The sequence below is a fragment of the Chthonomonas sp. genome, from assembly GCF_035294165.1.
Classification (GTDB): Bacteria; Armatimonadota; Chthonomonadetes; order Chthonomonadales; family Chthonomonadaceae; genus Chthonomonas.
In genome coordinates this window covers 1-21,711 of the sequence record NZ_DATGLN010000197.1, presented here as the reverse complement: position 1 = coordinate 21,711, position 21,711 = coordinate 1, and the positions used below count along the sequence as shown (strand labels likewise).

The window sequence follows — 21,711 nt, the reverse complement described above, 5'->3', positions numbered from 1 at the left end:
CAAGAGACTTGAGAACCTTCGATAGTCTAACGCTTCGTGCCTGTATAGACGAACTAAACGCGGTGTTGGTGGGCGGGCAAATTCAGGAGGTACGTCAACCCAACGAGCGCGAGATTCTGCTGGGCATTCGGAATCGCGGGGGGAACTACCTACTGCTTCTCTCAGCCCATCCCCAGTTTGCGCGCGCTCACCTCACGTTAAAACGACCCCCAAACCCGCCCACACCGCCCACTTTCTGCATGACTTTGCGCAAACATGTGGAAGGTTTGCGCCTCCTCAAGCTGCGTCAACTCGATTTCGACAGGGTTCTCTTTCTTGAAATCGGCTTCCCTGCCGATGAATTTCCGTCGGCAACGCTCATCGGGGAGTTCATGGGGAAACATTCCAATCTTGTTTTGGTGACGCCGGAAGGCACCATTCTCGATGCCATTCACCGCGTGAGCCATCGCATCAACCGCGTACGGCAACTGCTACCCGGCCAATCCTACCAACTACCGCCGCCGCAACCCGATAGGGCCGACCCTTTTGCACCACAGGCCGTAGAAAAGATCGTACGAGAGCTTGGCTCCATCCCTCCTAACGACGTGGAGGGTTTGGCGAGCGCTCTCATGCAGATTTATGCCGGGATGTCGCCCTTCCTAGCGCGAGAGATAGCGACGCGCGCCCTAAATTATGAGGATAGAGCACAGGGCCTGCGGATCGCCTGGACTTCTCTTTTTGATGCGGCCGCGCAACAGAACTACCGTCCCACGCTGTTTCTTTCCGACGTCGGCACGCCTATAGGCGCCTACCCGTTCCCCTCGGTGCAGTGGCCCGAGAGCCAACAAAAACCTATGGAGAGCCTTCAACTTGCCCTCGATCAAGCCTATACCTTCCTTGTAGAACAGAGCGAACGAGAGTCGCTGCGGGCAAACATACGAACGCGCATTGAGCGCGCCATAGCCACCTGGCAGAAACGACTTGCAGCCGCCAAAAAGGCCTTAGAGGAGGCAGAAAAAGCCGACTTCTACCGCCAAAACGGGGAGCTGATCCTTGCAAACCTTTGGCGCATTCAGCCCAATATGTCGAACATCACCGTAGAGGATTTTTACGACCCCGATCTAAAACCGCGCAGCATTCCCCTCGATCCACACCGAACGCCTCAGGAGAACGCGGAAAGCTGGTTTCAGCGCTATCGAAAAGCGAAAGCGGCCCGCGAACAGGAAGCACAGCGGTTGGCGCAGGCGGAAAGCGCGCTTCACCGGCTTGAATCGGCTCTCGTGGAGTTGGCCCAACTTGGCACCCCGCAGGCGATGAGGGAACTAAGTGAGGAGCTTGCCTCTCAGGGCCTCTTGCCTAAGGAGAGCATCGAGCGAGCACCCACCGAAGAGCCGGAGTTCGAGGGGCACAAAATCCGTCGCTACTTCTCACCCGAAGGCTATGAGATTCTCGTAGGCGAAACGGCCACGGCGAACGACTACCTTACCACGCGCGTCGCCCATCCCAACGACATCTGGTTGCATGTGCGTGCCGGTGTCAGCGCCCATGTTGTTATTCGCACCCACGGTCAGCCGGAGCGCGTGCCGCGCTCGGTTATTGAGTTCGCAGCGCGGCTGTGTGCGCAGCATAGCAAACAAAAGCATGCGGCCCTCGTTCCGGTGGACTATACCCTACGCAAATACGTGCGCCGCCCGCGCGGGGCTTCCCCTGGTGCCGCCGACTACTGGAACGAGCGTACCATCGAGATCACTCCTTAAAGCATTGCAGCGCTTTCGCAGCGCGATTCGTATATAATAGTTAAAAGTAAGACGCGGTCAAAACCGTAAAAATCTAAAAACCTCGTGGTAGGGCGATGTCAACATCCCCGTTCCACCTTACGTGGAACTGCTCGCCCTCGGTTGAAGGGAAAAGTAGACTATGTTGCAAAAACCGCTTCCCCAGGAGATCGTGCAACTCTCTCCCGAAGGGACGGACGCGCGCATCGCCACGGCCCGGCGCTGCTTGGGAGAGGATCTCATTATTTTGGGGCACCACTATCAACGCGATGAGATCATCAAATGGGCCGACTTTCGTGGCGACAGCCTTTTGCTTTCCCAGATCGCGGGCAAACACCCTGAAGCAAAATACTTCATTTTCTGTGGGGTTCACTTCATGGCCGAATCGGCCGACATCCTCACCCGGCCCGATCAGATCGTCATTCTGCCCAACATGAACGCGGGCTGTTCTATGGCCGATATGGCTAACATTGGGCAGGTAGAACGCGCCTGGGAACAGCTCGGCACGATCACCGATACGAGTCGCATTGTGCCGATCACCTATGTCAACTCAACGGCAGCCATCAAGGCCTTTGTGGGGCGCCACGGTGGGGCGAGCTGCACCTCTTCCAACGCGCGCAAGGTTGTGCAGTGGGCGCTCGAAAAAGGCGATAAGCTCTTCTTCCTGCCCGATCAGCATCTTGGGCGCAATACCTGTGTGGCGCTGGGGCTGGACCCGGAAAAAGAGATGCTGTTGTGGGACCCTACCAAGCCCCTCGGTGGAAATAGCCCGGAAGATATCCGTGCCAAGCGTGTCTACCTTTGGAAAGGGCACTGTTCGGTGCACATGCGGTTTACCGTGGAGCAGATTCGGCAGGCGCGTCAAGAATACCCCAATGTCAACGTCATCGTGCATCCCGAATGCACCCTCGATGTGGTGCAGGCCGCTGATGCCTACGGCTCTACGGAGTTTATCATCAAGACCGTTCGTGCGGCGCCGCCAGGCACCGTATGGGCGGTTGGCACCGAGATCAACCTGGTGAAAAGGCTAGCCGATGAGATGCCGGACAAGACGATTTTCTGCTTAGATCCCATTGTCTGCCCCTGCTCCACCATGTATCGTATCCATCCCCATTATCTGCTGTGGGCCATGGAATCGCTGGTACGTGGCGAGGTCGTTAATAGGGTGCAGGTGCCACCGGAGATCGCAAAAGAGGCGCGCATGGCCCTGGATCGCATGTTGGCCATTGTTTAAGCAAGAACGGCTCTTGTAACGCCTAAGAAGGCTCTATAGGATAAACTGATTCGGCGGAGCTTCAAAAAGGCTCCGGAACTTTTGACGACGGAGAACCTATGGCGAAAGTGCTTGTTAGTGATCCGGTGGCAGAGGCCGGAATCGCTCCTTTAAGGCAGGCGACGGGGATCGAAGTAGACCTTCGCCCGGGCCTCAAGCCCGATGAGCTAAAAGCCATCATCGGGCAGTACGATGCCCTCATCGTGCGTAGCGAAACCAAAGTCACGGCCGATCTGCTCGCCTTTGCGGAACGATTGCGTATCATCGGTCGTGCCGGCGTGGGGGTAGACAACATAGATGTGGAGGCGGCCACCAAACGCGGCATCCTTGTGGTAAACTCGCCCGACGGCAACACCATTGCGGCGGCCGAGCTTACCGTGGGGCTTATCCTCGCCCTCGCACGCCATATTCCTCAGGCAGATGCCAGCTTGCGTGCCGGTAAATGGGAACGTAAAAAGTTTCTCGGCAGGGAACTGCATGGCAAGACGATAGGCATTGTGGGCTTAGGGCGCATCGGCAGTGCGGTAGCCCAACGCCTCAAAGGGTTCGGTGTAGAGCTTATCGCCTACAACCCCTTCGTCCCGGAAACGGTCACACGCCAGATGGGCGTTGAGCCGGTAACTTTGGACGAGCTTGTAGCACGCAGCGATTTCATCACCGTGCATACCCCTCTTAATGAAAGCACGCGTGGACTTATTGGCCCTGCGCAGTTCGCGCGAATGAAGGATGGCGTCTACCTCATCAATGCCGCACGTGGAGGCATTATAGATGAGGAGGCGTTGACGGAGGCGGTGCGCAGTGGCAAAGTGGCCGGTTATGCGCTGGATGTTTTTACAACCGAGCCGCCTTCGCCGGAAAATCCGCTTCTGCATTTTCCGCAATCCGTAGTAACCCCTCATTTAGGCGCCTCTACGGTTGAGGCCCAGATCAAGGTCGCCGTGGACGTATCGGAACAGATCGTGGAGTTTCTCCAAGGGCGGCCCGCCCGCTCGCCGGTCAACCTTCCCAGCCTCTCAGAAGAAGAGCAGGCGCGTTTAGAGCCATTCCAGCGGCTTGCTACGGCCATTGGGGACCTTCAGATGCAACTGGCTCTCGCCCAGCAAAAAGAGCACCCCATCGCCGCTGTAGAGGTTGTTTTTCACGGCGATTTCGGCGATCTGCCTACTCCCCCCATCACACGAGCCGTGCTCTACGGGCTTATGCTTCCCGTCCATGACGGGCGGGTCAATCTCGTCAACGCGCCCTATCTCACCGAGATGCGCGGTATTCGTGTGTTGGAACAGCGTCGTGAGGCCACCCCCGACCACACCTGCTTGCTTTCCGTTCATGCGCATACAGCCACAGGAGAACGTGTTATCTGCGGCACCGTCTACGGCAACGAGCCACACATCGTTCATATTGATGGCTACCATGTGGACATCGTGCCTCACGGATATATGATCATCACAGAGCATACGGATCGCCCGGGAATTATCGGAAAGGTGGGCACACTGCTCGGCGAGGCGGGCATCAACATCGCAGGTATGCATGTGGGGCGTGCCGCCATCGGTGGCAGAGCGATTATGGTGCTTATGATTGATGACCCGGTACCCCCCGCCCTCATGGAGCGCATTCGGGAGGTGGGAGGCCTTGAGACCGCCTACTTGGTAAAACTGTAGGTTGTCTGTGGTCACCCCGCTGCGATAACCCATAGAAAGCGGTAAAATAGACAGATGCAAGAGGCACAACGACGTTGTGCCTCCCCCAAACATAAAACTCCGAAGCACGAGGTACATTTCTCATGGCAAAAAAGAAGATAGGTGTTGCCATCATTGGAAGTGGCAGCATCGCTACCTATCGTCACGCGCCCGAATATGCGGCCCATCCGAATGTCGAGATCATCGCCTTCGTTGATCCCGTCATCGAACGGGCCGAAAAGTTAGCGAAGAAGTACGATGCCAAGGCCTTTCGCAGCCACGAAGAGGTTCTGCAACTAAAAAACGTGGATGCGGTTAGCGTCTGTACTCCTAACGTCTACCATGCCCCCATCACCATCGAGGCCCTCAAGGCCGGCAAACATGTTTTGTGCGAAAAGCCGATGGCGACCTCCGATAAAGAGGCCCGTGAGATGATCAAGGCGGCCGAAAAGGCCGGGAAATTCCTCATGATCGGCCACAATCAACGCCTAGCCCCCCTCCACATAAAAGCCAAACAACTCATCAAGGAGGGCGTGATCGGAAAAGTCATCACCTTCAAAACCTCCTTCTGCCATCCCGGCCCCGAATCGTGGTCTATCGAAGGCCCTACGGGTTGGTTCTTCGATAAGAAAAAGGCCTTTGTCGGCTCGATGGGCGATCTAGGCGTACACAAAGCCGACCTCCTCCGTTGGTTGCTTGGAGAGGAGATCGTAGAAGTTGCCGCCATGGTAGACCACCTAGAGAAACCGATGGGAGACGTAGACGACAACGCGGTGTGCATTCTACGAACAGAAAGCGGCGCTATCGGCACACTCACCGCATCCTGGACACACTACCCCGGTGAAGACAATGCGACCTATGTCTACGGCACTCTCGGCCAGATTCGCATCGGTACCGACCCCCGATTCAGCGTGATCGTTCACCTCAAAAACAAAGAGAAGCAGTTTTACGAGGTGGGAGCGCTTCAGACGAACGAAGAGGGCGGTCAATCCGATTCGGGGGTGATTCGTGCCTTTGTGGAGTCGATCCTTACCAACACCCCGCCGGAGATCAACGGCGAGGAGGGGCGGCGGGCATTGGCGATCATCCTGGCGTGTCTCAAGTCCTCCGAAACCAAGAAGTTCGAGAAAGTCGAAATTTAACCGCACACTCGCCTAAGAGAAAGCAGGTCTGTCGTACGACAGACCTGCTTTTTTATCGGCACCGAACGAGGGGCTGTATCCAACACAATCTATGGAGGCATCCTGCTATTCAGCCTTTGTTCAAACCACGCCCAAGTAGGGGTAGGCCTTGTGCCTACCCCTACTGGCGGTTTCCTGTGATAGGCTTTCCTGTGGAAACTCAACACCACCGCCCCATTTCTCCCGAACCGGGGGAAAGGATGGGATAGGGGGCGAACAAGATAGGCGCGCTTTGTAAACTGCCTCTAGAACTGTGAGGTTGGTAGTCTCTGCAGGCCCCCTACCCCTCAAGGCCGACAATCGTTAGCTACTCCAATCGGGAATCGAAGGGACCTTCAGCGTCTCCACTTCAACGAGGTCGAAACCGAAGTGTTCACGCAGCAGCTCTCGTAGGGCTTTTCTGCTGGAGAGGAAACTACGATAAGGCTTTTTGTCATGCCATGCCGTTACCTCTTGATTCATCACGGTGATGCGTCCGGTGGGTGTTAGGGCACGTAGCATAAGGCGATTGACAAACGGAGAGTTCGGGTGGGTTGAAACAAAGTAGCTCCCCATCTCGAAATCTACCATATTGTCTACATCCAAAGTAGAGACCCAGGCATCTACGACCCCATCTTCGGTCTGCACCCGAAGTACCCAATAGGGGCCGTCGCGTACCATCCAATGCTCTGCACTAACAGCTCGGTCAGACAGAGGCACCGGCACTTGGGGAGCTAGCCCTCCAAAGCCCGGATCGACCACGAAAACCGAGTTGCCAACAGGTACTGTGAGGAACATATGCGTACGCGGCGCGGCTTCGCGTGGCGTAAATAGCACTACACGGGCCGTATGGGCTGTAGGCCGAAACCCAATTTTGTTGAGAACGGCGTTAAACAGCGTGCCGTGCTCAAAACAGTAGCCACCTCTACGGGCCAGCACCAGCTTTTGCTGTAGGCTGTTCAGATCGAGATGGATGGTTCGCCCCAAAAGCACATCCACATTTTCAAAGGGGATGTGCCGCATGTGGGCATCGAGAATGCCGGCCAAAGTCTCGTAGGTCGGCAATGTGCCGTTTCCCCACCCGATGCGGTCGAAATAGGCATCAAGATCGAGCGTCATTATCATTTTCTCCTTTTTGTTCCCGAAGGGAAACAGCACATTAAGGGCAATGGGTTAGGCGTACATTGCCGGAACGAGCCAGCTTGGCCTCCTCTCGATGCCCCGGTAGAAAGGCCTGCTTTACTCGTAGCGAACGCGCACCGGCTTGCCGGTCTCTACGCTTTCGTTGCCTGCAAGGGCCACAAGCGTAGAGCGGACGCCATCGGCATAGGGGCAGAGAATGCCGGAGGCATCGCCACTCTTCACGGCATCAATGAAGGCGCGGTCCTCTTTTGCGAAGATGTCTTCGATGTCGCCCCGAATCTCCTCCGTTCCCGGCTCGCCCTGGCGATAGATCTGCACATGGTGGGCCCAATCTGTGAACTTGGCGGTATGTTTGCTCGCCCAGATGTTCAGGAAAATGCCACCCCCCTGCTGGGCAGCACAACAGGACATGATGTTGCCTACGGCGCCACTTTCGAACTGCAGCGACATGACCATGGCATCGTCCAGGTTGTAGTTCGACACAAGGTTGGGCAGCTTTTGGTTAAAGCCTCGAGCCGCAAAAGCAAACACCTCTACGACCTCACCCATAAGGTAGCGGGCGAGGTCTACCGTGTGGATGACCTGCTCAACCATCTGACCGCCGCTTTTCTCCTTCACCGGCCACCATAACCCGATGGGGTTGTTGGCAAAGTAGTCTCCCTCGCGCTGCAGTGGCGGCCCTCCGATCCAACCCCCATCTAGGAGGATGCCGGTATCCCCTTTCAGAAGCTCCCTTACACGATTGACCGACTTGCGGTAGCGATTCATGAAACCCGCCGAGGCGATAAGCCCCGAAGCCGTTACCTCTTTGCTGAGTTTGCGCAAATCGTCGGGATAGAGACCTAGTGGCTTCTCCACCAAAAAGTGAACGCCGGCTTCGATGCAGGCGCGCTCTGGTGCCCCATGCGCATAGGTGGGAATTAAAATGTAGGCGGCATCGAGCTGCTCCTTCTTCAGCATGGTGGCGGCATCATCGTAAACGTTCCCGCCACCGTACTCCTCCGATCGCTTTTTAGCGCGTTCCACCACGATGTCGCAAAACGCTACCAGCTCCACATCGTCCCACTTAGAAAGATGGGGCAGGTGGGCACCTGAAATACCCCCACATCCGATAAACCCTACACGAACCTTGTCTTTTGGCATTTCACCAACTCCTTTTCTAAATGCTGATCGTCGAGGCCGTTCATCGGCAAACGATGAACTTTTCTGGGTGAATAATTCTTCATAGGCTTTGCCTTCTCCTGCCCAGCTGCCGATACGACATTACTTGGCGCCATTTTCTGAAAATGCCGGCAACCGCCTACCATGCCAAAATGGCTCACCGCCATTTTGGCGAAACCTCTGACCCATAATCGCCGTCTTGATTCCAAACAGCGTTTCCACCCTGCCCTACGCGCCAAACCGCGCCTGTCGCTCGTCTTTATGCGCACCCCTTCGATGGCTAAGAGGGCGATTTTTAGTGTCACAATGGTGTAAAATTAATTCATGGGCAGAAGTCCCCAGACTTGAGGAGATACGTACCTACTATGAAACCGTTTGGGCGTTTTTGTGTTCTCGCAACTTTGCTGCTGGGTATTGCACCCCTTTGTGGTGCCCAACAGCCTCCGCAATCCCAGCAAAAACAGCAGACCTCATCACAAAAAGTTACCTTGGCCATCCGCGCTAAGGCAGGCCAGATCGCACGTTATCAGCAAGAGGCCGATCTAAAGGTCTCTGCAGAAGGAATGAGTTTAGCGCTGCAGATAAAACAGACGCAAAGGGTGAAGTTTACCAATGTGGCCCCTTCCGGCGACGTCACCCTAGAGCAGACCACCGAATCGGGCGAAATCTCCACCAACGGCCACTCTAGCCCCTTGCCCGATGAAGAGAAGACAACGGATGTGCTCGTCGTCCACCCCGATGGCACGCTGGCCTCCTATAAATCCGCCGAGGGCGAAGCGCAGGCGCGCGATTCGGTGCGCCTTATAGAGGCCACCAGCGTGGTTTTCCCCCAACAGCCTGTGGGGGTAGGAGATAGTTGGAGCTATACCTACCAGCCAAACGACAAACTCGGCATTCGCGCCGGCAAAGCCGATTTTAAGATTGATGGCGAGGAGACAGTCGCCTCTGCCGATACCTTTCGTGTGGAATTGAGTTTCACCGAAACCTCCGGCGAGCACCCGATTACGGCAAAGGGCACGCTGTGGGTCGAGAAGTCCAGTGGAGACACCGTAAAATCCGATCTGCAGGTAGACAACGTGCCCTTTGGCGGACCGGATGCCCCCACCCTTGCCAGTGGCCATTTTACCTCCCAGCGAACCGAGGGTAGCCCCCTAGGCGACGTGAAGACCGGCGGGGTGGCATCGGCCTCGGAGGCCCCTAAGCCCAAGACCATAGACGATGAGGTGAAAGGCTTTGAAAAACTCCCGGGGTTCGTAACCATCTACCGTAAAAAGACGGACGAGGGCGATACCATCTACATGGAGATTCCGGAGGACTTGCTGAACAAGCCTCTCTTTATGGAGGTAACGGCGCGCACTGGCACCTCGGCCCAGATCGTAGCAGGTACGCCCATCAACGACCTGTTGTTCAAATTTGTAAAAACTCCCGATGGCAAGCTCACCATCGTGGTACCCAACATCAACTTCCGCGTGCGACCCGATACGCCCCTAGCGCGGGCGGTGAAGCGCTCTTTTGCCGATGCAGAACTAGAATCGTTTGTTATTAAAGCACAACAACCCGACCGAAAATCGCTACTCATTGACGTGAGTGACCTTTTTAAAGGAGATATCGCCCAGGTTACCGACATCTTCTCCAATCCACTTGGCGGGCTGTTCGGTGGGGGCGGCGGAGGCTATGCCCTCGACCGCAGTAAAACCTACGTTACCAACATCAAGAATTTTCCCAAAGACCTCGTGGTAGAGACTCACTATAACTTTATGAAGCTCGGGCGTGGCGGAGGAACTAGTCTGGCCGAGCTGTTAGGTGGCTCCAACAGTGTGCTTGCAGACGACCGCTCCATTCCCTTCATCGTCAACTACACCCTGTTCCCCCTCCCTACCGACAACGGCTATATGCCGCGGTTGGCCGACCCTCGTATAGGTTACTTTCAGGTGGAATTCCAAGACCTTGACGACGACTCGAAGGCCGATCAGTCCGTACACTACATCTACCGGTGGCATCTGGTAAAAGCCGACCCAAACGCCCCGTTGTCGGAGCCGGTGAAGCCTATCGTCATGTGGCTCGACAACGCCATTCCGCTGCAGTATCGCGAAGCGATTAAGGAGGGCATTCTCTACTGGAACCGGGCGTTTGAGAAGATCGGGTTCAAAAACGCCATCGTGGTGCAGCAAATGCCCGACAACGCCGACTGGGATACGGCCGATATGCGCTATAACGTTGTGCGATGGGTTACCTCGCCCTCCAGTGGCTACGCCGTTTCCCTTATGCGGGTTAACCCACTTACCGGCCAGATTCTCAACGCCGACATCACCATTGATGCCAACCTTGTGCGCTTTACAAAGGTGGAACAGCAAGTGGAGGTAGACCCTGCCTCCTACTTCAACGAGATGATGCAGCCGCTTTCACCCAAAGAGCTTCTGAAACGCTCCTTGCAGGAGATGCGCTGCGATATGCCCGCCGAGGGGGTGCAGAACGCCTGGTTCGGCAGCATGGCACTGAAGCTCTTGGAGCCGGCCAGCCTCGTAAAAACCGATGAGACGGCCTACGCAAACGACTTCCTACGCTCCGTGGTGGCCCATGAAATGGGGCATATTCTTGGGCTACGACACAACTTTGTTGCCAGCACCTATCACACCCTCGACCAACTCAAGGACGAACAGACGATAGATAAAACCGGTATCTCGGCCTCGGTGATGGACTATCTGCCCTTTAACATTGCGGCATTGCGCCGACGCGGTGTCGCCTTCTGGACACCGCGCATTGGGCCTTACGACGAGTGGGCAATCAAATACGGCTACCTGCCGATCCCCAATGCCAAAACCCCCGAAGCCGAGCTGTACACGTTGCACCAGATCGCCTCGGCATGCAACCTGCCGGGGCACGCCTACGAAAGCGATGAGATCGCCGACCAGTTCGACCCCGATGTCACCCGTTTTGACTTAGGCGCAGACCCCCTCGTCTATTGGAAGCGTTCCCTCGACCTCTCGCGCTATCTGCTGCTCACCCTCTCGAAGCGGGTACCGGCGCCTGGTCAGAGCTACTGGGAGTTTACTCGCGATTTCAACGGGCTATTGAACATCCATGTCGCTTCAGCAGCGCGCGCTGCACACTACATCGGGGGTCTCTATGTAAACCGTAACCAGCGCGGCGACTACCTAGAACATCCCACATTGCTGCCCATTCCGCGGGCACAGCAGGAGGCCGCTCTGCAGCTCATCTGCAACTATATGCTCAGTGCCGACGCCTTCAACTTCCCGTCGAGCTACTACACCCACTTTACCACCAACCCAAACGCCGGGTTCGTCGTTATGCTGCAGCGGCAGGACTATCCCATCTTCGACACGATCTCCAGCGCCCAAGAGAGCTGCCTTCGCTACCTTTTCAGCTCTATCACCCTCGACCGCATCGTGAACAACGAGTTCAAGGTAGGCCCGACAAAAACGCTACCGCTCACCGAACTATTCCATACGGTGAACGCTGCCGTTTGGCCGGAGCTGGCCAGCGGGGAGAACATCAACGCCTTGCATCGTGAACTGCAGCGCACCTACATAGATATTATGGCGGACATGATTGTGAACCCTACAAATCCGGCTCCTGCCGATGCTAAGATGCTGGCCTGGTATCAGATGCGCACCCTACGCGATGAGATAGAGGCCGACCTAAAGCGGCCCCATGACGAATACACGCGCATTCATCTGAGCGACTGCCTTATGCGCATCAATCGCGCCTTGCACGCCCAGCAGATCATCGGAGGGCCGCAAGGAGGAGCGGCGAACTCGCTGCTTCAACTGCTGCTAGGCGACCAGAAGCAGAAGTAACTTAAAAGCAAGTCGGCATTGAGACAAACAAACAAAAGGGTAGCTTTTTGACGAAGCTACCCTTTTTCAAAGCTGTGGGCGCGGCATTTCAAACATGGCATCGGGCCGCGCCCGCACATACCAATCGCCGCCCATGCGCCCGATGTAATCCACGCGCGTTGCGTCTATACGGCCATCCGGTAGCAAAAGCGAGCGGGCTACGTGGAAATAGAGCACCTCGCCGATAATATAGTTAGCCGAGATGGGGCCTCCGCCGTGTTCCACAATCTGAAACAGGCGGCACTCCATCGCCATAAGGCTCTCGGCAACCCGAGCCGGCTTCACCTTCACAGAGGGGGCAGGAACAAAGCCCGCTTTCTCCCATTCGCTAACGCCATAAGGGTAGTCGGCAGAGGCCTGATTCATCCGCTCCGCCATAAAATAGCTCACCACCGAGATCGTGTACTCCCCTGTGTCGCGAATGTTGACCAGGGTATCTTTGGGTTGTCCGTGGCGATTGTTGGTAGGGGAGACGACCACCGAAGGAGGGTTTGATCCTCCGGCCATGAAGAAGCTGAAGGGCGCCAAATTGGGCACCCCCTCTTTAGAAAGGGTTGAGACGAAAGCGATAGGCCTCGGGGCCACATGATGCAGCAGCAGGCGGTAGACCTCGGGTGGCGTGAGGTCGGAAGGGTCTATCCCCACAAACTCCTGCATGTTAGACGAGTTTTCCATTAACCTTTTCTTAACTCCGTGGAAGCCAGCTCTTGGGATAGGTTGGATCGTCAAACGCGAGGGCGGCTTCGGTGATCTGCAACGGATAGAAGGTATCGAGCATCACCGCCATCTCTTCCGTACGCTTAAGGCCTAAGCTCGCCTCAACGGCGCCGGGCTGGGGGCCGTGAGGGAGACCGGCCGGGTGCAAGGTAATGGAACCGCGTTCGATGCCCCGACGGCTAGAGAAGTTGCCGTTCACGTAGTAGAGCACCTCATCGCTATCCACATTGCTATGGTTGTAGGGAACGGGCACCGCCTCCGGATGATAGTCCAACATTCTAGGTACGAACGAGCAGACAACAAAGTTGGGGCCAGAGAAGGTTTGGTGCGTTGGCGGCGGCTGGTGCAGGCTACCGGTAATCGGCTCGAAGTCGTGGATGTTAAACGCCCACGGGTAGAGATAGCCATCCCACCCCACCACGTCAAAGGGATGAAAATTGTAGTGATAGGCGGTGAGAGCACCCTGCGCCTTAATGCGCACCTCAAAATGCCCTGTCTCCTCGTGCACCTCTAGCGTTTCTGGAACGCGAATGTCGCGTTCACAGAACGGGGCATGCTCCAACAACTGGCCGTATTCGTTGCGATATCGTTTCGGTATCTCTATCGGCCCCCCAACAGCCTCCACGACCAACAGCCGCATGGGGGAGCGCAGCAGTTCCAACTGATAGATGGTGCCGCGCGGGATGACAAGGTAATCTCCCTCGCCAAACGTCAGCAGCCCGAACATGGTGTGTAACGCGCCCTGCCCTTCATGCACAAAGATCAGCTCATCGCCATCGGCGTTTTTGTAGAGATACGGCATGGTGAACTTGGGGCAGCACAGAGAAAGGGTGACGTTGGCATTCACCAACAAAGGAATGCGACCGGAAACGGCATCACCCTGAGGCTGTGCACCTGCTGTGCGCAGATGATGATGGCGTAGCGCCTGCCGATTGGCCAGCGCCGGCCGGAGGTCCATAAGCGGCTCGAAGTTCTCAACCTGCGTGGGCGGATGGAGATGATAGAGAATGGAGGCGATACCGGAAAACCCCTTTGTGCCGAACACCTGCTCGCTGTAGAGCGTGCCATCGGGCTTGCGAAACTGGATATGACGTTTCCGCGGAACGGTGCCGCGTTGGACATAGTGTGGCATGGCTTTCCTCCTGCCCTACCAAAAATCGGGGTGCCGAAGCTCCGGTTAGGAGCGGCACCACAGTTGAAACTTGTTTATATGATGGATATTTAGGCGTACCGCAAGTCACTTCCTTCTTTCCTCTACTAAGCCCCACCCTAAAGCCCCTCCTTTGTCCCCTACATACGTTACGGAAGGGGATGAATTCTCTCAAAAAAAAAATGCTTGATTTTGTCTATGCACAAAAAAATGTCTATGATCTATTGCGCTCTTGTTCCCTCCTGTGTTAGAATAGAACTACCATGAAGCAGACACTGGTGCTACGCCTTGAAACGAACGAAGACCAGCAGCGTGCGTTGCAGGAAACTATCGAGGCCTTCAACGGCGCTTGCCAGCATGTGGCCGATGTGGCCTATACCTATCGCATCGCCAATAAGCTGGCCCTACAGCCGCTGGTCTATCAGGAGCTTCGCAACCGCTATGGGCTTTCCTCGCAGATGGCCGTACGCGCCATTAGCAAAGCCTGCGAGGCCTATAAAACCGACAAGAGGGTACATGTGCAGTTCGACCCTCACGACCCGATGGTGCTGGATCAGCGCTTGGTTTCGTTTCGAGGGCTAACGCACGTTTCGATGCTCTGCCTATCGGGGCGGCACTACATTCCTTTTCGCTTCGTGCGCTATGCGCCCGCCCGCCCCGATCGCATTCCAGGGCAGGCCGACCTCATCCTGGAAAACGGAGAGTTCCTGCTTCATGTGTGTATAGACATGGAGACCCCGCCACCGGAACCAACGGAGATGGAAGAGGTCTCGGAGTTAGCCAAAGAACAAGAAGATGAAAATGCAGAAAGGAATGAACCGGAATATGTCGGAGGAGACAGCCATTCAACAGCAAACCCTGGCAGCATATCAGCAGACGATCATCGCCAGCCAACAGGCCATTACGGCCACACAACAGACGATCCTCACTACGATGGAACAGCTCCAATCGCAAATGGCCACCATGGAGATGGTGCTCGTAAACCAAGAGCGCATCCAAAATCGCCAAGAGGAGATCGTGGATAACCAAAAAGAGATCGTGAGCAACCAGAAAGAGATTATCGGCAACCAGAAAGAGATTATCGGCAACCAAAAGGAGATCATCGGCAATCAAAAAGAGATCATCGGGAACCAGAAAGAGATCATCGGAAATCAGAAAGAGATCCTCAGCAATCAAGAGCGCATCCTCACACGGGAGGAGAAGATTTTGGAGAACCAGCAGACACTGCTGCATAACCAAAACGAGATACTCGGCAACCAAAAACGCATCCTCGCCGCGTTAAAGCTATCGTAGGGGAGTGAACAGACCATTATGCGCTATCAAAGTAAGCCCTCTTCTACCTACGCTGTGCTTGCGCCTTTTGCGCTTTTCCTGTGCGCATTAGGCCTATGGTGGCTGCTATGTGCCTTGCATCGGCTACCCGCTACGGTCTTTCCTACCCCAGCCGACGTTTGGCATGGCTTTCAGGAGGAATGGCACTCGAAGCGGCTCTGGCAGGATATTATCGTCTCGCTATGGCGCGTGGCCGCCGGGTTCAGCATCGCCGTCTTGCTCGGCATCCCCATGGGCTTATGGCTTGGCAATAGCCCATGGGTGCGCACGGCCCTCCTTCCTATCATCAACTTCTTCCGCAACCTGTCTCCCCTCGCATGGATAGGTTTTGCGATCACCTGGTTCGGCGTGGGCGATCCTCCGGCCATCTTTCTCATTTTCATGGCGGTGTTCTTTCCTATGGCCGTCTCGGTGGCCTCGGCGGTGGCCGCCATTCCGGAGGTCTATTTCCGTGTTGCGCACGACTTCGGCATTCGAGGGGTACGCCGCATCCTTCTCGTCACACTGCCTGCCATCACGCCGCAACTGATTACGGCCTTACGAGTGACTCTCGGCATCGCCTGGGTCGTGCTGGTGGCCGCCGAAATGGTGGGTACCCGCAGCGGCCTTGGTTTTGCCATCTATGACGACCGCAACGCCCTACGTCAAGACCTCCTCGTGGTGCACATGGTGGTTATCGGGCTTATTGGCGTGTTTATGGATAAGTTCGTCCTGCTGCTTGCAAAATCGCCCTCCGTACAGTGGGGCTATAGAAACTAGGGAGCACGCTATGACCTGGATCAAGATCGTTCAACCCAACGAATCGCCGGAGGTTTTAGAGGCGATGCTAAAGCAGGGGAATCTCTATCCACCGGAGTACAAGCTGCCGGTGGAGGCCGTGAAGGGCGAGAGCATTGTGCTCTCCCATAGCCTGTTACCAGAAACGCTCTATCATGCCTTTGCGACCTTCGGCACCCTTATGTCGCCGGAACTGCCGCTTTCGCGCAAACAGCATGAGATGATCGCCGCCACCGTTTCCGTGCTCAACCACTGCTTTTATTGAACGGAGTCACACGTAGAGTTTCTACGTCGCGTTACCAAAGACGATGCGTTGGCAAACGCCATTCGCGAAGACTATCGGAAAGCCAATCTAGACCCTGCCGACAGGGCTATGTTGGACTACGTGGCCAAACTTACGCTTGAACCGGCCTCGGTTAGCCGAGAGGACATCGAGTGCTTGCGCGCACACGGTTTCGACGACACGGCTATCCTACAGATCAACCTGATAGCCTCTTGGTTCAATTACATTAACCGCGTTGCGGACGGTTTGGGCGTAGGGCGGCCCTAGAGAAAACGAACATGCAACTATAGGGGGTTTTTATGACACAAAGTGACCTCACAACAACACACACGGCAATGCAGACGCCGCCCAACGGCTTAGCAGCGGTTACCATTAGGGAGCTGGAGCACTCCTACGGCCCCTTGCGTGTCATTGAAAGCTTTAATTTAGAGATCAAACGCCACGAATTTCTGGCCATCGTGGGGCCTTCCGGCTGTGGAAAAACAACCCTGCTAAGCCTCCTCTCCGGCTACGAGCAGCCTACAAAGGGGCAGATCGAGCGCCATGGGGAGGTTCGGATGATCTATCAACAGGGCGGGCTTTTTCCGTGGCTCACCGTGGCCGAGAATATCGGTTTAGGACTAAGGCGCCTGTCGAAAGGCAGCGAGCGGCAAAAAAAGCTTGCCGAGATGCTCGAGCTTGTTGAACTGCCCATGTTTGCCGATAGCTACCCGCACCAGCTTTCAGGTGGCATGAAGCAACGGGCAGAGCTTGCCCGTGCCTTAGCCGACGAGAGCGACATCCTGCTAATGGATGAACCCTTCTCTTCGCTCGACTACATCGCCCGACTGCAGCTACGACAAGAGCTAGGCCGAATTCTCTCGCTACGCCCGCGCACCGTGGTGCTTGTAACGCACGACCTAGAAGAGGCCGCCCATCTGGCCGATCGGGTTATCGTGCTGTCGGAGCGCCCCGCCCGTATACAGTGCGAGTTGGTGGTGAATGCGCCACGTCCTCGCAACCTCACTCATCCCGCTGTTATCGAAACAACTCAACGCCTTTTAATCGAAATGGGATTGGAAGGAGCATCGAAATGAAATCTACTCTCTGGAAACAGTTTCAGCGTTCGCCGTTATTGCAGGGTTGCTTTGGTATGGTTCTTTCGCTCGTCGTGCTTGGCACCCTGCGGTTCTACTCAAACATTGCAGAGGCTCTCCAACAACACAACGGCCCACGAGAGGTGCTGAAGGTCGGCTTTTTGCCGGTTACTTGCCACCTCACCTGCCCTGTCACCGACTACGCCACGCGAACCAGTAAATTCGCGCGGTTCGAGTCGTGGCGGTTTATGGACTTCCCCACCCTCTGCGAGGCCTTTAAATCGGGGAGGCTGCAGGCCAGCTTTATGTTGGCGCCGCTCGCCATGAAACTCGTGGAAGAGGGAGTGCCGTGTAAGATCGTCTATCTCGGCCATCGAGATGGCTCTACGCTCATCGTGCCCAAAAACAGCAAGGCCAAAAGCCTGCGCGATCTCAAGGGCTGCACCCTGGCCGTTCCCAGCTTTACCAGCAACCAGTATCTTGTTTTGCGGCGACGGATGGAACAGGAGGGCATGCAGCCTAACGACATCAAGTTTGTTCAAATGGCTCCTCCAGACATGCCGGCAGCATTGGCAGCACATGCTATAGATGCCTTCTTCGTGGGTGAACCCAACCCCGGCAAAGCCGAGATGATGGGCATAGGGCGACCGCTGTATTATGCCAAAGACCTATGGCCGGGCTTTGTCTCCTGCGTTCTGGTGGTGAGCGACAAGCTGATTCACTCTAACCCCCTCCTTGTTGCCGACCTCGTACGCGGCATCGCCGATAGCGGCGCGTGGGCCGACAAGCATCGCATTGAAGCGGCGGAAGTGGTCGCCCCCTACTATCGTCAAAACCCGAAACTGCTTCGCTACGTGCTCACAACGCCTCCCGATCGCGTTAGCTACTCCATGCTTACCCCCACCGACAAGGACATGGAGGACATTATGGATGAAGCGGTGAAGGTAGGCGTTTTAAAGCACAAGCTGCCTCTCTCGGCCTTTCTAGACCGAAGCTTTATCCCTAAACACATCGTGCCCATAAAGATCACACCGCCCCCCACCACCGCTCAAGCGGGCTGAACAAGGGGAGAGGGTTTCGACGTAAAAATAGAAGGGAAGCGCCCGGAGGCTTCCCTTCTAAAACGGGTTGTAAGGAGGAAACAGGAGGATGCGTGCCGCTGTAACCCGTGTTGTGGCTTTGATGGGTTTGCTGGCCCTGCTCACGGTGATGTTGGCGGCGCAAGCGCAAACCTACCGCTCCACGAAGTTCCAGCACGACCTAAGGCAAGCGCAAACGCATCTGGCCGCCATGCAGCGACTGCTAAACCGCGTTGCCGAGCATCGCTCCCTTCCTAAAAAAGCACGGCATGCAACGCGGCCATCTCACCATGCCGCTCGCACGAAGCAACACAAAGGCAGCTCCAGAAAGAAGCACTAGCAGGGCCACCTACTTCTAGACGAAACGGGAGGGACGACGACGCTGCAGTTCCTCCCGTTGTTTTTGGAACACAAAATGCATGATCTCCTCCTGTTCCCATGGCTCGGGGGCAATGAAGCAACAGGTAATACGAACGCCCAGTCCACAGCGCGTTAGGATTCGATCGCAGGTAAACACACGCGCGCGCAGTTGGGCTTTTTCTAACCCAATAATCGGCAGATGCACATGCAGCACGGTCTGAGGCGCCAGAAGCTCCGACAGCAGGGCCGCCGCTTGGGGGCTACCCTCACAATGAATTTCCGCTCGAAATCCACCGGCAGAGAGGTCACACAAAGTCGCATCGAAACGGTGCCGTCGAGTTTGCCTCTCGCGATTCTCAGCACGCTTCGATGCAGCCTCAACCGCCTGAGGAACCGAAGTCTCCTCTATGCTCTCCAGGGTGACAGGCAACGCCACGGCAACACGAGCGTATTGGCGACGTTGAATGCGCACAGCCCACAACGGGCGCGTTGTTTTTATTAAAAGCCCTTGTGGTCGAACATGGATTCCGCAGAGCCGAACCTCTGCACGATAGATGGCGGCCTCTCCGGTCATCTCGATAAAGAGCAAGCTCCCTTTCTGCAACCATTCGGTTACTGTTTCTGGCAAGCAGCTCTTATCGAGGTCTAGCAAGAAATAGAGGCGGTAGCGCTTAGCCGCCCATAAGGTGGCGGGAATGCAGAACGGTTCGGGGTCGGTGCTCCTTAGCAGCGGACGCAACACAAGAGAGGGACTATTGTGCTGCCACAACGGTTCGGCAGACACCACCATACCGGCAAAGCGACGTTTGAGCCGTCGCCAAGCGTAGTAGCGTGTGCTCGATTGCCAAAGACCGATTAAGGTAACGGTAAGCGCCCCAATGATAGCGGCCCAAAAAGCGACCACGCGTTTCTCCCTTCACTCGCTCTACTTAGTATGATTCGTCCATTCCCCATTGTTCTTTAGTTATGTCCTCATCCTTAAAGAAGCACCTGCAAGATGCGCGACTGACGAACTTGGCCGTAACCCCCGCTTTTCTATATCAGAATGGGGCTTACTTAAACAAATACAAGCAGGATATAGACGGCGAAGCAGCGAATTTAGAATAGAATTTAAGGAGGACTTTTTTTTCGATGTCGGCTCAATCGCTTCCCGAGCCTACTTCTCTTCGTGATCTCACGTCGCGCCAGTTGCAGGGTGGACTGGCTGCCTGGCTAGGTTGGCTTTTTGATGGAATGGATAGCACGCTTTACGTGCTGGTTGCCGGTTCGTTGGTGCCTATGCTGGTACCTGCTGGCACCCCCAAAGCAACCATAGTACATATCGGCAGTTACATTCAGGCGGCGCTTTTGGTGGGTTGGGCGCTAGGAGGCACCCTTTTCGGGCGAGTAGGCGATAGGATCGGTCGCAGTCGCACCATGGCGCTCACCATTCTGCTCTTTTCACTGTGCACCGGGCTTTCTACTTTGGCGCCTAACTGGCAGACGTTTTTAGTGCTTCGTTTTCTCGCAGCGCTGGGAATTGGTGGCGAGTGGGCCGCCGGTTCTTCTCTTGTGTGCGAAACATGGCCAAAGCGTTGGCGCCCATGGGTAAGCGCCACTTTACAATCGGCATTTCAATGTGGCATCTTGGTGGCGACTTTAGCGGCCGGGGTCTTTGCGGCAAATCCGCGTCTGGTGTTTCTAGTTGGGGCTTTACCCGCTCTTTTGGTTTACTGGATTCGGCGTGCCGTTCCCGAGCCCGAAGAATGGACTACGGCCAAACAGCAGCAGCCCGATCCACCCGTCATCGAGCTATTTCGCGGCCCTGTGCTGCGTACAACCCTTCTCTCCCTGCTCATCTGTTCCGCCTCCCTCACCACCGTTTGGGCGCTTATCTTCTGGTATCCGCAGCAGTTGCGGCAGCTCCCCGACATCGCGCATTGGAGCGACGTACAGAAGCAACACTATGTGGCCTTTGCCAGTCTCATCACCACCGTTATGGCCATCGGAGGCAACTACTTTGCGGCCTTCCTTGCACGTTGTTTCAACTATAAGGTTGCCATTTCCATTACCTTTATCGGCGCTTGGCTGGCTATGTTAGCGGCCTACGCATTTCCGCACAACCATATAACGATTTTGTACTACATCATTTGGGCTCATTTCTTCTCTCAGGGCGTCTTCGGGCTATACCCACTCTACATTCCTCCGCTCTTCCCCACGTTATTGCGTACCACGGGCGCCGGTTTCAGTTACAACACCGGTCGCATCGTGGCGGCCATCGGCACCGTGGTGTTCGGAGTGCTTGCGCCCGTCTCCAACTTTGCACAAGCACTGGTATGGGTTGCCTGGCTTTACGTGCCGGCCCTGTTTATTGCGCTGCTCATTCCGGAACCCTCACAGGAAGGCCTACCGGAGCAAGCAGCGAGTTAGTTTGCAGCTCTCTCCGTAGGGAACCGAGAGTAAGCCTATTGCTCTCCCCTTCCCCTGCAGGGGAAGGGAGTGGGACTGTAGAGGCTGACAACCTCACGGTTCTAGAGCCAGTTCACAGAGCAAGCCTGTCTAGTTCGCCCCCTATCCCGTCCTTTCGTCCTCGCGGACAGCAATACAGCGGCCAGAGAAAGAGAAGTCAATGGGAATCTCTCAGGCCGCTGAGTTGCTCACCGCGAGCTGCCCCTCTCCACATTTGATGGTTACCCCATTGTGATGGGCATGTTTTATGGGCAGGCACAAGGCCTGCCCCTACAGATTGCCAAAAGGGTGGATGGGTTAAAAACAAACCGCCGGACGATCGAAGGGATCGCTCGGCGGTTTCGTGCAGAGTTTCTGGCAGCGTCCTATCTTCCCAGAGGGTTGCCCCTCCAGTATTTTCGGCGCAGACGGCTTTCACGACCGTGTTCGGGATGGGAACGGGTGGGACACCGTCGCCATGGCCAC

At 55.9% G+C, this 21,711-nt stretch carries 19 protein-coding genes and 1 rRNA gene; 14 read left to right on the top strand and 6 right to left on the bottom strand.

What is annotated here, in order from left to right; genetic code table 11:
* Window positions 1-8 precede the first annotated feature (8 nt).
* The 4 genes from VKV29_RS10835 to VKV29_RS10820 all read left to right on the top strand — a co-directional run bounded on the left by VKV29_RS10835 (window position 9) and on the right by VKV29_RS10820 (window position 5,845).
* On the top strand, window positions 9-1,736 hold the full coding sequence (locus VKV29_RS10835; RefSeq protein ID WP_324201324.1) for an Rqc2 family fibronectin-binding protein: 1,728 nt from the start codon (window positions 9-11) through the stop codon (window positions 1,734-1,736).
* Window positions 1,737-1,896: 160 nt separating this feature from the next.
* Complete coding sequence (nadA, locus tag VKV29_RS10830) at window positions 1,897-2,988, top strand: quinolinate synthase NadA (protein ID WP_324201323.1); 1,092 nt, start codon at window positions 1,897-1,899, stop codon at window positions 2,986-2,988.
* Window positions 2,989-3,086: 98 nt separating this feature from the next.
* The gene (gene serA / locus VKV29_RS10825; RefSeq protein WP_324201322.1) at window positions 3,087-4,685 is read left to right on the top strand and encodes a phosphoglycerate dehydrogenase; all 1,599 of its coding nucleotides are present in this window, start codon (window positions 3,087-3,089) and stop codon (window positions 4,683-4,685) included.
* Window positions 4,686-4,807: 122 nt separating this feature from the next.
* Window positions 4,808-5,845 carry a Gfo/Idh/MocA family oxidoreductase gene (locus tag VKV29_RS10820; RefSeq protein ID WP_324201321.1) on the top strand — a complete coding sequence of 346 codons (1,038 nt, stop codon included), beginning with the start codon at window positions 4,808-4,810 and terminating at the stop codon, window positions 5,843-5,845.
* 342 nt (window positions 5,846-6,187) lie between these two features.
* Here the strand turns inward: VKV29_RS10820 and VKV29_RS10815 are convergent, their stop codons facing one another.
* A complete protein-coding gene (locus VKV29_RS10815) occupies window positions 6,188-6,982 on the bottom strand; it encodes an arylamine N-acetyltransferase family protein (RefSeq protein ID WP_324201320.1) in 795 nt (264 codons plus the stop codon).
* 120 nt (window positions 6,983-7,102) lie between these two features.
* On the bottom strand, window positions 7,103-8,149 hold the full coding sequence (locus tag VKV29_RS10810; RefSeq protein WP_324201319.1) for a Gfo/Idh/MocA family oxidoreductase: 1,047 nt from the start codon (window positions 8,147-8,149) through the stop codon (window positions 7,103-7,105).
* A 383-nt stretch (window positions 8,150-8,532) separates the two neighbouring features.
* Here VKV29_RS10810 and VKV29_RS10805 point away from each other — a divergent pair, with 383 nt between their 5' ends.
* Entirely contained in the window at window positions 8,533-11,985 is a 3,453-nt protein-coding gene (locus VKV29_RS10805; protein ID WP_324201318.1) for a zinc-dependent metalloprotease, read from the top strand.
* A gap of 66 nt (window positions 11,986-12,051) precedes the next feature.
* Here VKV29_RS10805 and VKV29_RS10800 read toward each other — a convergent pair whose 3' ends face one another.
* Window positions 12,052-12,699: a flavin reductase family protein gene (locus VKV29_RS10800; RefSeq protein WP_324201317.1), complete on the bottom strand. Its 648-nt coding sequence runs from the start codon at window positions 12,697-12,699 to the stop codon at window positions 12,052-12,054.
* 10 nt (window positions 12,700-12,709) lie between these two features.
* Window positions 12,710-13,873, bottom strand: a complete 1,164-nt coding sequence (locus tag VKV29_RS10795; protein WP_324201316.1) for a homogentisate 1,2-dioxygenase — start codon at window positions 13,871-13,873, stop codon at window positions 12,710-12,712.
* 281 nt (window positions 13,874-14,154) lie between these two features.
* On the opposite strand from VKV29_RS10795, the gene VKV29_RS10790 reads away from it, so the two are divergent.
* The 8 genes from VKV29_RS10790 to VKV29_RS10755 all read left to right on the top strand — a co-directional run bounded on the left by VKV29_RS10790 (window position 14,155) and on the right by VKV29_RS10755 (window position 18,778).
* Entirely contained in the window at window positions 14,155-14,916 is a 762-nt protein-coding gene (locus tag VKV29_RS10790; RefSeq protein WP_324201315.1) for a hypothetical protein, read from the top strand.
* Window positions 14,909-15,184 (top strand): hypothetical protein, encoded by a 276-nt coding sequence (locus VKV29_RS10785; protein ID WP_324201314.1) that lies wholly within the window; start codon window positions 14,909-14,911, stop codon window positions 15,182-15,184. The genes VKV29_RS10790 and VKV29_RS10785 overlap by 8 nt, the downstream gene beginning before the upstream one ends.
* 18 nt (window positions 15,185-15,202) lie before the next feature.
* Window positions 15,203-15,982: an ABC transporter permease gene (locus tag VKV29_RS10780; RefSeq protein WP_324201313.1), complete on the top strand. Its 780-nt coding sequence runs from the start codon at window positions 15,203-15,205 to the stop codon at window positions 15,980-15,982.
* Window positions 15,983-15,992: 10 nt separating this feature from the next.
* A complete protein-coding gene (locus VKV29_RS10775; protein WP_324201312.1) occupies window positions 15,993-16,265 on the top strand; it encodes a hypothetical protein in 273 nt (90 codons plus the stop codon).
* A 48-nt stretch (window positions 16,266-16,313) separates the two neighbouring features.
* Complete coding sequence (locus tag VKV29_RS10770; protein ID WP_324201311.1) at window positions 16,314-16,550, top strand: hypothetical protein; 237 nt, start codon at window positions 16,314-16,316, stop codon at window positions 16,548-16,550.
* Between the two features lie 32 nt (window positions 16,551-16,582).
* Entirely contained in the window at window positions 16,583-17,359 is a 777-nt protein-coding gene (locus tag VKV29_RS10765; protein WP_324201310.1) for an ABC transporter ATP-binding protein, read from the top strand.
* Entirely contained in the window at window positions 17,356-18,420 is a 1,065-nt protein-coding gene (locus VKV29_RS10760; protein ID WP_324201309.1) for an ABC transporter substrate-binding protein, read from the top strand. The genes VKV29_RS10765 and VKV29_RS10760 overlap by 4 nt, the downstream gene beginning before the upstream one ends.
* Before the next feature lie 88 nt (window positions 18,421-18,508).
* Window positions 18,509-18,778 (top strand): hypothetical protein, encoded by a 270-nt coding sequence (locus tag VKV29_RS10755; protein WP_324201308.1) that lies wholly within the window; start codon window positions 18,509-18,511, stop codon window positions 18,776-18,778.
* 15 nt (window positions 18,779-18,793) lie between these two features.
* On the opposite strand, the gene VKV29_RS10750 is transcribed toward VKV29_RS10755, so the two are convergent.
* Entirely contained in the window at window positions 18,794-19,702 is a 909-nt protein-coding gene (locus tag VKV29_RS10750) for a hypothetical protein (protein WP_324201307.1), read from the bottom strand.
* 227 nt (window positions 19,703-19,929) lie between these two features.
* Between VKV29_RS10750 and VKV29_RS10745 the strand changes: the two genes are divergently transcribed.
* Complete coding sequence (locus VKV29_RS10745) at window positions 19,930-21,207, top strand: MFS transporter (protein ID WP_324201306.1); 1,278 nt, start codon at window positions 19,930-19,932, stop codon at window positions 21,205-21,207.
* A gap of 391 nt (window positions 21,208-21,598) precedes the next feature.
* Here VKV29_RS10745 and rrf read toward each other — a convergent pair.
* Window positions 21,599-21,711 (bottom strand): 5S ribosomal RNA (gene rrf / locus VKV29_RS10740); the annotation flags it as partial.

Bases quoted from the DNA above. Each gene is read 5' to 3' on its own strand.
- VKV29_RS10745 (WP_324201306.1), top strand. From the start codon at position 19,930: ATGTCGGCTCAATCGCTTCCCGAGCCTACTTCTCTTCGTGATCTCACG.
- VKV29_RS10775 (WP_324201312.1), top strand. From the start codon at position 15,993: ATGACCTGGATCAAGATCGTTCAACCCAACGAATCGCCGGAGGTTTTA.
- VKV29_RS10780 (WP_324201313.1), top strand. From the start codon at position 15,203: ATGCGCTATCAAAGTAAGCCCTCTTCTACCTACGCTGTGCTTGCGCCT.
- VKV29_RS10805 (WP_324201318.1), top strand. From the start codon at position 8,533: ATGAAACCGTTTGGGCGTTTTTGTGTTCTCGCAACTTTGCTGCTGGGT.
- VKV29_RS10815 (WP_324201320.1), bottom strand. From the start codon at position 6,982: ATGACGCTCGATCTTGATGCCTATTTCGACCGCATCGGGTGGGGAAAC.
- VKV29_RS10760 (WP_324201309.1), top strand. From the start codon at position 17,356: ATGAAATCTACTCTCTGGAAACAGTTTCAGCGTTCGCCGTTATTGCAG.
- VKV29_RS10820 (WP_324201321.1), top strand. From the start codon at position 4,808: ATGGCAAAAAAGAAGATAGGTGTTGCCATCATTGGAAGTGGCAGCATC.
- VKV29_RS10795 (WP_324201316.1), bottom strand. From the start codon at position 13,873: ATGCCACACTATGTCCAACGCGGCACCGTTCCGCGGAAACGTCATATC.
- VKV29_RS10755 (WP_324201308.1), top strand. From the start codon at position 18,509: ATGCGTGCCGCTGTAACCCGTGTTGTGGCTTTGATGGGTTTGCTGGCC.
- serA (WP_324201322.1), top strand. From the start codon at position 3,087: ATGGCGAAAGTGCTTGTTAGTGATCCGGTGGCAGAGGCCGGAATCGCT.
- VKV29_RS10790 (WP_324201315.1), top strand. From the start codon at position 14,155: ATGAAGCAGACACTGGTGCTACGCCTTGAAACGAACGAAGACCAGCAG.
- nadA (WP_324201323.1), top strand. From the start codon at position 1,897: ATGTTGCAAAAACCGCTTCCCCAGGAGATCGTGCAACTCTCTCCCGAA.
- VKV29_RS10800 (WP_324201317.1), bottom strand. From the start codon at position 12,699: ATGGAAAACTCGTCTAACATGCAGGAGTTTGTGGGGATAGACCCTTCC.
- VKV29_RS10810 (WP_324201319.1), bottom strand. From the start codon at position 8,149: ATGCCAAAAGACAAGGTTCGTGTAGGGTTTATCGGATGTGGGGGTATT.
- VKV29_RS10765 (WP_324201310.1), top strand. From the start codon at position 16,583: ATGACACAAAGTGACCTCACAACAACACACACGGCAATGCAGACGCCG.